The sequence below is a fragment of the Aquimarina sp. 433 genome, from assembly GCF_054054605.1.
In genome coordinates this window covers 381,291-393,259 of sequence record NZ_JBSWZK010000002.1, presented here as the reverse complement: position 1 = coordinate 393,259, position 11,969 = coordinate 381,291, and the positions used below count along the sequence as shown (strand labels likewise).

Genomic DNA, 11,969 nt, shown 5'->3' with positions numbered 1-11,969 from the left:
TCATTGGTTTTCAAGTGGTTGAAAATATTAAAAAGTTGTTAACCGGAAAATATCTAGCTTAGGTACTTTTTAATTAACATTTTCGTAGACGAATCATGGTCAGAAATCTGCGAATTATCGATTTCATCTAAAATTTTTGTAGCTAATTGCTTACCTAATTCTACACCCCATTGATCATAACTAAAAATATTCCAAACAACTCCCTGAACAAAAATTCGCTGTTCATACATAGAAATAAGAGCTCCCAAACTTTTTGGAGTAAGTTTGTCAATTAGAACTGTAGTTGTAGGTTTGTTCCCAGAGAAAACTTTGAATGTAACAAGTTGTCTTAATTTTTCTTCAGTAAGATTTTTAGATTGTAGCTCTTCTAAGACTTCTTCTTTACTTTTTCCGTTCATAAGAGCTTCTGTTTGAGCAAAGAAATTGGCCATTAATTTATCCTGATGACTTTTGTCACCAAACAGAGGGTTTTTAAACCCGATAAACTCAGCAGGAATCAATTTAGTACCTTGATGAATAAGTTGGAAAAATGCGTGTTGGGCATTGGTTCCCGGTTCTCCCCAAATAATGGTTCCTGTTTGGTAATTGATAGGGTTTCCTGCACGATCCACACTTTTACCATTACTTTCCATGATTCCTTGTTGCAGATACGCTGGTAATCTATGAAGATATTGAGAATAAGGGATTATTGCTTCGCTTTCTGCTTCAAAGAAATTGTTGTACCATATACTTAATAGTCCTAGAATAACAGGAATGTTTTCTTCGAAATTTGTTGTTCTGAAGTGTTCGTCCATTTGGTGAGCACCTTCTAGTAAGGAGTCGAAATTTTCATATCCTATGGATAAACTTATAGATAGTCCAACGGCACTCCATAAAGAGAAACGACCACCTACCCAATCCCAAAGAGGAAAAATGTTAGTTTCCTCTATTCCAAAATCTACAACTTTTTGCACATTACTAGAAACAGCGACAAAGTGCTTACCAACCGCAGATGAAGAAGCCTGGTTTATAAACCAGTTTCTTGCTGTAATGGCATTCGATAATGTTTCCTGCGTTCCAAAACTTTTAGATACTACAACAAACAAAGTGGTTTCTGGATCTAATCCTTTTAGTCTCTGATGTACATGATCACCATCTACATTAGAGATAAAATGTAGGTTTAAATGGTTTTTATAGTATTCTAAAGACTCTGTAATCATAGCAGGGCCAAGATCGGATCCTCCAATACCTATATTAACAATATCTGTAAAAGGTTTATCGGTATATCCTTTTAGATCTCCGCTTATAACTTGATCACAAAATTCTTTGATTTTGTTCTTTACTTCTGATACTTCGTTTACAACGTTTTTGCCAGCTACTTCAACAACTTGATCAGAAGGAACGCGAAGTGCAGTATGTAGAACGGCTCTTTCTTCGGTTTCGTTAATAATTTCACCTCCAAAATAACTTTGTATAGCTTTGTCAAGTTGTACTTCTTTTGCAAGATCTATTAATAATTTTTTAGTTGTTTCATCCATTCGATTTTTAGAATAATCTATATAAAAATCATTCCATTCTATCGAAAGCACATCAGCTCTATTAGGAGCTTTTTCAAAAAGATCTTTTAGATGAGTGTCTTTAATTGTCTCATAATGGTTTTTAAGTGCTTCCCAGGCTTTTGTGGTGGTGGGATTAATAGTTGGTAATGCCATGTGGTTACAATATTTCTTGTTTTGGTTTAAAAATGATACTATCTAATTTTGTTTTCATCGGTTCTATATGCTTAAAAAAAGCAGGTTTTAGACTGTCTTGTAGGGGTTTAGAAGCTGGTAGATCCTCTCTAAACGGATCTACTTCTCTACCATTTTTCCAGAAACGATAACATACGTGAGGACCACTGGTATTACCTGTCATACCTATAAACCCAATCACTTCTCCTTGTCGGACAAATTCACCTACTTTTACAGCTCTTTTGCTCATATGAAGGTATTGTGTTTCATAAGTAGCGTTATGTCTTATTTTTACATATTTACCATTTCCTCCTCTACGTTCAGATTTAGTAACAGTCCCATCAGCAGTGGCCAAAATCGGTGTTCCTATAGGCGCGGCAAAGTCAGTTCCTCTGTGTGGTCTAATCTTATTTCCGTAATATTTTATTCTACGCTTAAGGTTGTATCTAGAAGAGATTCTACTAAATTGAACGGGTGCTCTTAAAAAAGCTCTTCTTAAGTTATTAGCTTCCTGATCAAAATAATCCGATGAGTTATTGATGGTATCATCTTTAAATCGAAATGCATAAAGGGGTTTGCTCCGATGCTCAAAGTAAGAAGCTTTGATCTCTCCAATTCCTGCAGGGATGGTGTCATTGATATACTTTTCTGTATAGATAACTTTAAATCGATCTCCTGCTTGTAATCTGGTAAAATCTATGGTCCAGGCATAAATGTCAGCCATTTTATAGGCAACGAGAAAGCTTAAATCCATATCATCAAAAGTTTGAGAGAGGTTGCTCTCAATAGTCCCAGAGGCTATTCTTTCAACGATTTTAACAGGTTTGGCACTTTTCCTAGCAATAATACTATCTCTAAAATCTACAACCGTATAATCTATTAACCCATTTTGATACACAAATACTTGTGCTTGTTCTGCGGTATCTTTTGATTTTAGAACGGTATAGGCTTTACCTGCGGTAATTCTTGCAACGTTAAAAGTATCTTTTATTTTATTTGAAATTTCAAAAACCTTAGCTCTAGAAATTCCATGACTGTCTAAAATAGCTCCAAAACTATCTCCTGGGCGAACGGTATCTCTAACAACGGTAAAGTCGTTTAGATTATATCCAAATTCTTTGATGATAGGAGGTTCTACTATTTCTTTACTTGTTTCTGGAACAACAACTACGGGTTCTTTCTTTTCTTTTTGGCATGAAATAAATACTACCAAAATAAGTAGTATACAACCTAAATTCTTCAACTCTGACTTTATTTTGTGGTATTAAATTGATGGGTAACCCATTGCTGACCCCAATTTTCTTTTTCCTCTGTACTCCATAGATTAGGAAAAAACATAATTCTTTGAAAACTTGGGGGTAGAAACTTTTTCCAGTTAGTTCCTCCTGTAGCCAATACCTCACCTTTATCTCTGTTAAGATACCTGTAGGCGGCTCCCATATGCATCAATAACCAATTAATATTTACATTGGTGTCAAAAGTACGCAATGCATTAATAAGGTGCACATTATTTTGCTCTTTTTCTGGAAGTTCCAGATATCTATGATAAATTGTACTCTGTTTTACTTGATGCGCTATTCGCATCATTCTTGGAGTATAACGATATTCAAATTGTTTGAGCGTTAAGGTCTTTTCGCCTGTTTTTATGTCTGTTGCTCCGGATTTCCAATATAAATGTTCGTAAACATCTTCTAAGGGATCGTCTTCAGAAAACTGTGCTCTTTCTTTGGCATTTACAAGATTTACCAAAGGAGTTGCGTATATTTCAATCATTCTAAATTGAACCGACTGAAATCCACTAGCTGGTAATAAAGACATTCGATACTTTAGGAATTGATCCTTATCCATTCCTTTAATCATCACATCAAAAGAGTCGATCAATACTCTAAAATACCTGTTGATTCGGTCTAATTTCTTGGTAAAAAACTCAGCTGTTTGTAATTTGTCATCAATGATCTGTTTTAGTTCATGTATAATCAACTTAAAATACAATTCAGTGATCTGATGATACATGATGAAGATTTCTTCATCAGGAAAGTGAGTTCGAGGTATTTGTAAACTTAGTAAGGTATCTAAATGGATATAATCCCAATACGTGAGGTATCGATCATGTAAAAGACCATCTAGATAAGATCCTAAATCTTGACCAGAGTTTTTAAATTTCTTTTCGAGTTGCTTTATTTTTTCAGCAATTTCTGGTTGTATGGATTCGTCCATTAATCTATAACAATTTTAAGAGGATGTTTCAATCCTTTATACGCTATCAAATCTGCATTAATAGATCCTACCAGAATGTCTGCTTTTATTCGAATTGGCATACGATTATCGTCATCACTTACCCATACCGTTAGACTTTCTTCTTCTTTAAAAACTCGTTCTGCCTGAACTATTGGACGAAATTTTAAACAGCGTATTTTGTTACCATTCATTTTTACTGTTTCTCTTCCTAAAAAGCGTAGCTTGAACAAGTAGTTTTCATTATCGAAAAACATATTTACAAATTGTTCATCGCCAACTTTAAGCGAAGATACGTCAATATTATTTCTTAAGTAATAAAAGGAAGACATCATATCCTGTATGTTGTCTTTAATGGTAAACGTATTTTTGGTATTATACTTTTTGTTAAAAACTAAAGCTTTTTTGCTTTCGTGATCAAAGTCAATTTCTATGTCTTTGATATGTCCTCCCTCATTTATTTTACGAATAAAACGATAAGGTTTTACTTCATTTCTGTCTATATAAGTTTCATAGTAATCTTCTACTTTAAAAAACACACTTAAAAGTCCAGATGATTTTCCGGTACCAACAATATGATGTACTGGCTTTCCTTTAAACATTTCATTCTTTACTTCTAAGGTTGCATAGCTGGCTGTAAAGACTCCATATCTGATTTTAAATTTAAACCATTCTCCATCATCAAAAGACTTATGACTATCCTGAGCGTTTAAGATACATGTCGATAAGACAACCAATAAAAGAATATATCTTTTCATAACTAATTTTTGGGTGTTGTTTAATTGCATATAGGCACTACTAATGAGACTTTTACAATATCCGTTCCAAAAGTACTACATAATATAAACAGATAAAAGCAAGGAGTATTACTAAATATTGAAAAAAAAGTAATAAAAAAGAGAGCCACCACAGCTCTCTTTTACTTTTATTAACCAACTAAAAACTTAAATTATGAGAATAATTATTGTTTTTGGTATAAGCGGTAACCACTCCGCTTATGATACAAACATCCGCTTTTTTTGCATAATTATCAAACGAAAACGTTTTTTTATTATGATATTTAACAAAAATTTAGGCAGAAATCCATTATTTTTCAATAATCTCAATTTATTAACATAGCTTAACTAAAATGTTCAAAGGAAATTGACGAAAAATCTGAATTTATAAAGTACCTCTTTGTTCTTGCTCTCTTTCGATAGCCTCGAACAATGCTTTAAAGTTTCCTTTTCCAAAAGATTGAGCTCCTTTTCGTTGAATAATTTCGAAAAACATTGTTGGACGATCAAGAACAGGTTTGGTAAAAATCTGTAATAAATACCCTTCATCATCACGGTCTATTAAAATACCTAGTTCCTTTAAAGGTTCTAGATCTTCATCAATTTCGCCAACTCTATCCAAAACGGTCTCATAATAGGTAGCAGGTACTGTTAAAAACTCTACACCTCTATCCCGAAGAGAAGATACTGTTTCAATGATGTTATCAGTGGCCAAAGCCATATGTTGTACACCTGCACCGTTATAGAAATCGATATATTCTTCTATCTGAGATTTTTTTCTTCCTTCAGCGGGTTCGTTAATCGGAAATTTAATTCTTCCATTTCCATTACTCATTACTTTACTCATCAAAGCTGTGTATTCTGTAGAAATATCTTTATCATCAAAAGATACTAATTGTGCAAACCCCATAACTTTTGCATAAAACTCACACCACTTATTCATTTCGTTCCATCCTACATTTCCAACCATATGGTCAATATATTTCAGACCAGTATCTTTGGTATTGTAAGGTTTGTCCCAAGCTTTATATCCTGGAAGAAAAGCTCCGTTGTAATTTTTGCGTTCCACAAATATGTGAACAGTTTCTCCATAAGTGTGTATACCAGAAAAGACAACAGTACCATCTTTATCTTCTTTAGTAGTAGGTTTCATGTAAGATTCTGCTCCTCTTTTGGTGGTTTCTTCGTAGCTTTTTGTAGCATCATCAACCCAAAGTGCAACTACTTTTACACCATCTCCATGAGCATTGATATGTTTGTTGATTTCTCCATCTGGTTGTAATGGTGAAGTGAGAACAAGGGTGATTTTATCTTGTCTTAGAACATATGAAACGCGATCCTTTAAACCTGTTTCCAATCCTGCATATGCAATAGGTTGAAAACCCCAAGCAGTTTGATAGTAATAAGCAGCTTGCTTGGCATTACCTACATAAAGCTCTACATAATCAGTACCTAAAAGTGGTAAGAAGTCTTCTGCGTCTGGGATTATTTTTTCTAAATTTTGTGAGGTTATATTTGTTGACATAATATTGTTTTAAATTTTAATTAGAAATTTTTGGGTGTACCTTCTTTGATTCAGATTTTTTGATTTCCAAATACTTTTTACACTACCACATTGCCCTTAGATGGGCAGAAATATCTATTCTATAATTCAACATAAAGACCTAAACATAAATTATTCTAACCAAGATTTATGATAATCTTCGTCGGCTATTTTCATTGCTTCTTTAGTAACCATAAGAGGTTTAAAAGTGTCTACCATAACAGCTAGTTCATCTGTTTTGGTTTTTCCAATACTTCTTTCTACCGCTCCAGGATGTGGTCCGTGCGGAATTCCTGCAGGATGTAAAGAAATATGTCCTGCTGCAATATCGTTTCTACTCATAAAATCACCATCTACATAGTATAAAACTTCATCACTATCTATGTTACTATGGTTATAGGGGGCAGGAATACTTTCTGGATGGTAATCGTACAATCTCGGAACAAACGAACACACTACAAAGGCATCTGTTTCGAACGTTTGGTGTACTGGTGGTGGTTGATGAATTCTTCCGGTAATTGGTTCGAAATCATGAATAGAAAATGCATACGGGAAATTAAATCCGTCATATCCTACGACATCAAAAGGATGTGTAGCATAAATCATATCAAAAATTTCGTCTTGCTTTTTTACTTTGATCAGAAAATCACCTTTTTCATCATTACTTTCTAGTTCATAAGGAGCACGAAGATCACGCTCGCAAAAAGGAGAATGTTCTAATAATTGCCCAAACCAATTTCTATATCTCTTTGGAGTGTAAATAGGTCTTCTGGATTCAACAATAAATAAACGATTGTCCGAGGTGTCAAAATCTAATTTGTAAATCGTTCCTCTCGGTATTAGGATATAATCTCCATACTTAAAATCAATATTTCCAAGATGACTTCTAAATTTACCAGTTCCTCTATGAACAAAAATTAATTCATCTGCATCCGTGTTTTTATAAAAGTACTCAGAGGTAGATTCTTGTGGAGAAGACAGAATAATACTTACATCGCTATTAGTAAGTACATTTTTTCTACTTTCTAAATAATCTTTTTCTGGATGTACTTTAAACCCGTGTAATCGATATGATTTGATGTTATTCCGAATAGCAATTTCGGGAGCTACGCTATAGCTTCCTTTAATTTCTTTTACTTGAGTAGGTCGATGATGATGATATAGATTGGTAGACATTCCATCAAATCCAATAGTTCCGAATAATTGTTCGTAATAAAGATTTCCATCTGGTTTTCTAAAGATGGTATGTCTTTTAGGTGGTATAGTACCCAAAGAGTGATAAAAAGGCATGATTTTTAAGATTATATTGTTAACTAATAAGTTTGAAAAAGTAATGCAATAGTAATCTGATACCTTATTCCGGATTACGTTTAATAAGGTAGTGTAAAAGCAATAATAAATCCTGCCAATACAAAGTCATAGTATTACAAATATCGTAAATATTTATTTTCTTTTATGGTAATTCTTACTAAAACCAGAAACCAATACTAAAATACCATTCTCCTTCTTTTTGTTCTGGAGAATATGAATATTTAACTTGGATAGGACCTGCAAAAGTTTCTAAGCCATAGCCTAAGGCATATCCAGAATATTCTGGAGATTCAAACCAACCTCCATTATCAAATAACCTTGTCCCCACATTGGCATAATTTGCTGCTATATTGAGATGATTTTTTGGAAATATTTCATAATCCAGGGACATATTTGCTTTAATAAAGCTATCTCCAACAATACTTAAGAAATCATAACCATAAAATGGGATATTATTGTTAATCATTCTTGCACCAAAACCTCCAACAAAAAAGTTAAGACTTCTGATGTTTTGTTCCTCCCAGCGATTACCAGCACTTAACCCAAGGTTAACCGAAGTTTTATTAAGAAGTTTAAAGGCATAACCAAAATCAGCTTTGGCAATTACAAAATTACTATCCTGACTATTTGGGTTATCATCAATCAAATAATAATTAATATTTCCATCAAAGAAAAAACCCGAAGAAGGAAAATACTTGTTGTCGTAACTGTCAAATTTTAAATAGGACAAAACACTCCAATAATTACTATTGTCAAAAACGACTCGTGGTAGTTGATCTTCATCCTCTCCAATAGTTTCTGAAATAAGCCTAAACCTTCTATATTCTGCACCAAGACCTAAAGAAAAGGTCTGGTTTAGAAGTGTTTCAGCATAAACTTGTGTTTTGAAATCTAAATAATCTAAGTTGATTTTATTTACTTCGATATCTGGTAAATTAAAATCTTCTCTTACCAATTCGTATGCTACGTTTCTATTAAACCTATTGAGACTGTTTTTGACACCAATACTCCAATAAAAACCTTTGTCTATATAATAATCTAGGTTGTATCTTATATTGTCTCCTAATGCAACATCTAATGAAAGAACATCATTGTTAAATAGTAGACTTTTTTTAGTAAAGTTTACCAAGGCTGCGGTTTGATATAAATCATCATAATGTAGCGCGAACCTCAATAGCATAGTGTTATCTGATTCTTTCACGTTAAGAACTAGTTCTTTACCGTCTTCTTTGTCTATTAAACGATGACTGACTCTATCAAAATTTCCTGTAGCAGATAGGTTATTGATGCCTTCATACAACTTTTGATAAGTGGTAAGTTTGGGGTTTTTTAGTTTTAGTTTAAGCTTCCCTTTTATATAGGATCTGGTATAGCGTTCGTTTCCATAAATTACCAAGCTATTTATAAGAAGTGTGTCTGAGTTTTTAGGAATTACAGTTCTGGGTTTTGATGATTTCTGCAGTCTTTTTATAGCTCTTAATTTTTCGTAATTCTCAAATGCCGCTTTTTCTCCATTGGCAATAATTTTATCAGCTTGGTCAAATGATATTAAGTTAAAATCTGTAATAGAAGGTTTTACATACACATCCGTTTCGGGTTTTTTAGTTTTCATGGCATTGATCGTCCTGAAATTACTGATTTGTAACATGATGTTCGTAACCGAGGTAAGTTGATTACGTGGGATAAGACTATCCTGTACATCTATACCAATTACAATATCAGCTCCTTTTGCGCGGATTTCTTTAATAGGATAGTTATTAGAAACTCCACCATCGGTCATTAAAACTCCATCTAATTCTATGGGACTAAAAATAGAAGGTAATGCGCCACTTGCTGAAACTGCTTCGGGTAGATAACCTTTGTCTAATAAAATTTGCTCTCCAGTAGCAATATTTGTAGACATACAGAAAAAAGGAATAGGAAGTTTACTAAAGTCATCTATTTCATGGACATGAGATGTTAATCGAGCAAATTCATTAAAAAAATTCTGTCCTTTGGATAACCCTTGCGGCAATCCAATTTTAAAATCATCAAATGGTAATGTTAATGCATATTTTTCAGAATCTTCGCGTTCATAGAAGGTTTTTGCTTTTCTTGGTAAATCATCCTGAATTAATACATTAAAATCAACTGTTTTAAAAATAGAGTCTAATTCTTTGGCATTATATCCAGAGGCGTATAAAGACCCTATAATGGCACCCATGCTTGTTCCTCCGATATAATCTATTCTTATTCCGGCTTCTTCGATTACTTTTAAAGCTCCGATATGAGCAAGTCCTTTGGCACCACCTCCACTTAGTACTAATCCAACTTTAACATCTTGATCTTCCTTAATATTAGAAACAATAGAATCATTTACTTCTTGCGAGGATATATTTTTGGAAGCAAAAAGTAGAGTAATCAGCAATGATATGTTTAGGATCTTATTTGAGGTACTCCAGATCAAAGGTTTATTCTTTTTTAGAAAGATAGTAATTATACACTTTGGTTGCGCGAGAATTACCAACTACTTCTACAAGTTCTTTTTTTGTGGCTTCGCGTATTCGTTTTACTGATCTAAAATGTTTCAGTAATTCTACAACAGTTTTTTCTCCAATTCCTGGGATGGTATCAAGTTCTGTGTCTAAAGCAGCTTTACTTCTTTTTTGTCTGTGAAAAGTAATTCCAAAACGGTGCGCCTCATTTCTGAGATGCTGAATAATTTTTAAAGATTCTGATTTCTTATCTAGATATAATGGTATCGAATCACCAGGATAATAGATCTCTTCTAATCTTTTAGCAATTCCAATAATGGTTATTTTTCCTCTTAGATCTAAACTTTCCAAAGCTTTTAATCCAGAAGACAATTGCCCTTTTCCACCATCTACAATCACAAGTTGTGGTAATGGTTGCTCTTCATCTAGCAGTCTTTTATATCTTCGGTAAACTACTTCTTCCATAGAAGCAAAATCATTAGGTCCTTCTACTGTTTTGATATTAAATTTTCGATATTCTTTTTTGCTAGGCTTCCCATTTTTAAAGACTACACAAGCTGCGACTGGATTGGTTCCTTGGATGTTAGAATTGTCAAAACATTCGATATGTACTGGTTCTTCGGGTAATCGAAGATCTTTTTTCATTTGAGCCATTAATCGTTTTACATGTCGATCTGGATCTATGATTTTAATTTGTTTAAATCGCTCTTGTCTATAATATTTGGCATTACGTAATGATAAGTCTACAATTTTCTTTTTATCTCCAAGCTGAGGAATTGTAATTTTTAGATCTTCGCCCAAATCCACATCAATGGGTACAAATATTTCTTTAGATCTCGAATTAAATCGTTGTCTTAATTCGATGATAGCAAGTTCTAGTAGTTCTTTGTCAGTTTCTTCTAACTTCTTCTTAATTTCGGTAGTATGAGATCTTATGATAGAACCATAGGATAATTGAAGAAAATTGACATAGCCGTAGGATTCGTCAGAAATAATAGAAAACACATCTACATTGCTAATTTTTGGATTCACCACAGTAGATTTCGCTTGGTATTTTTCTAAAACTTCAATTTTTTCTTTTATCCGTTGTGCATCTTCAAACTCCATTTTTTCGGCATGCATCACCATTTGTTTACGAAACCTATTCAGTGAATCTTTAAAATTACCTTTTACAATTTGTCTGATGGCCTCAATATTTTCATGATACTCTTTTTCATCTTGTAATCCTTCACAAGGTCCTTTACAATTTCCTAAATGATATTCGAGACATACTTTATATTTACCATTTTCAATTTTTTGCTGTGATAGATCATAATTACAAGTTCTTAGTTGATAGAGCCCTTTTATAAGATCTAATAAGGTGTTTACTGTTTTAAAATTTGTGTAAGGTCCAAAATACTCAGAACCATCTTTTATAAGGGTTCGAGTAGGAAATACTCTTGGAAAACGTTCTTTTTTAATGCAAATCCAAGGATACGTTTTGTCATCTTTGAGCATTACATTAAAACGAGGTTGATGTTTTTTAATGAGATTGTTTTCTAAGAGTAACGCATCAGTCTCCGTTTCTACAACAATATGACGTATGGTACAGATCTTTTTAACCAATACCTTTGTCTTATAATTATCGTGATTTTTGGTAAAGTAAGAGGTAACTCTTTTTTTAAGATTTTTTGCTTTTCCAACATATAATAAGGTGTCATCTTTATCATAATATTGATAAACTCCTGGTCCTGTTGGTAAAGTTTTAAGTTGTATTTCTAATGAAGGTAGTTGCATATTCCAAATGTAAATTTAATGCTTTGTTAGCATTAATAAATACGGTTCATAATATTATTATGTTAAAAACAAGAAATGAATTTAAGTATTAAAAGTGTTATCCTATAAAATGAATCTGGTTTTTTATTACTTTAGTATTTATATT

The 11,969-nt window shown here is 33.0% G+C and carries 8 protein-coding genes; all 8 read right to left on the bottom strand.

Annotated features, from left to right (window positions below; all coding sequences use genetic code 11):
* Window positions 1-53 precede the first annotated feature (53 nt).
* The 8 genes from pgi to uvrC all read right to left on the bottom strand — a co-directional run bounded on the left by pgi (window position 54) and on the right by uvrC (window position 11,824).
* Window positions 54-1,691, bottom strand: a complete 1,638-nt coding sequence (pgi, locus tag ACWNT5_RS05800) for a glucose-6-phosphate isomerase (protein ID WP_456516870.1) — start codon at window positions 1,689-1,691, stop codon at window positions 54-56.
* 4 nt (window positions 1,692-1,695) lie between these two features.
* Window positions 1,696-2,952, bottom strand: a complete 1,257-nt coding sequence (locus ACWNT5_RS05795; protein ID WP_299902395.1) for a peptidoglycan DD-metalloendopeptidase family protein — start codon at window positions 2,950-2,952, stop codon at window positions 1,696-1,698.
* Window positions 2,953-2,960: 8 nt separating this feature from the next.
* Complete coding sequence (locus ACWNT5_RS05790; protein ID WP_299604805.1) at window positions 2,961-3,926, bottom strand: tryptophan 2,3-dioxygenase family protein; 966 nt, start codon at window positions 3,924-3,926, stop codon at window positions 2,961-2,963.
* The gene (locus ACWNT5_RS05785) at window positions 3,926-4,702 is read right to left on the bottom strand and encodes a DUF3108 domain-containing protein (protein WP_299604807.1); all 777 of its coding nucleotides are present in this window, start codon (window positions 4,700-4,702) and stop codon (window positions 3,926-3,928) included. The genes ACWNT5_RS05790 and ACWNT5_RS05785 overlap by 1 nt, the downstream gene beginning before the upstream one ends.
* Window positions 4,703-5,105: 403 nt before the next feature.
* Window positions 5,106-6,245, bottom strand: coding sequence for a 4-hydroxyphenylpyruvate dioxygenase (gene hppD, locus ACWNT5_RS05780; protein ID WP_299604809.1), 1,140 nt, complete (start codon window positions 6,243-6,245; stop codon window positions 5,106-5,108).
* Window positions 6,246-6,395: 150 nt separating this feature from the next.
* Window positions 6,396-7,553 carry a homogentisate 1,2-dioxygenase gene (locus tag ACWNT5_RS05775; RefSeq protein WP_456516869.1) on the bottom strand — a complete coding sequence of 386 codons (1,158 nt, stop codon included), beginning with the start codon at window positions 7,551-7,553 and terminating at the stop codon, window positions 6,396-6,398.
* A gap of 178 nt (window positions 7,554-7,731) precedes the next feature.
* Entirely contained in the window at window positions 7,732-9,981 is a 2,250-nt protein-coding gene (locus tag ACWNT5_RS05770; RefSeq protein WP_299902404.1) for a patatin-like phospholipase family protein, read from the bottom strand.
* 43 nt (window positions 9,982-10,024) lie between these two features.
* Window positions 10,025-11,824, bottom strand: coding sequence for an excinuclease ABC subunit UvrC (uvrC, locus tag ACWNT5_RS05765; RefSeq protein ID WP_456516868.1), 1,800 nt, complete (start codon window positions 11,822-11,824; stop codon window positions 10,025-10,027).
* Window positions 11,825-11,969 lie beyond the last annotated feature (145 nt).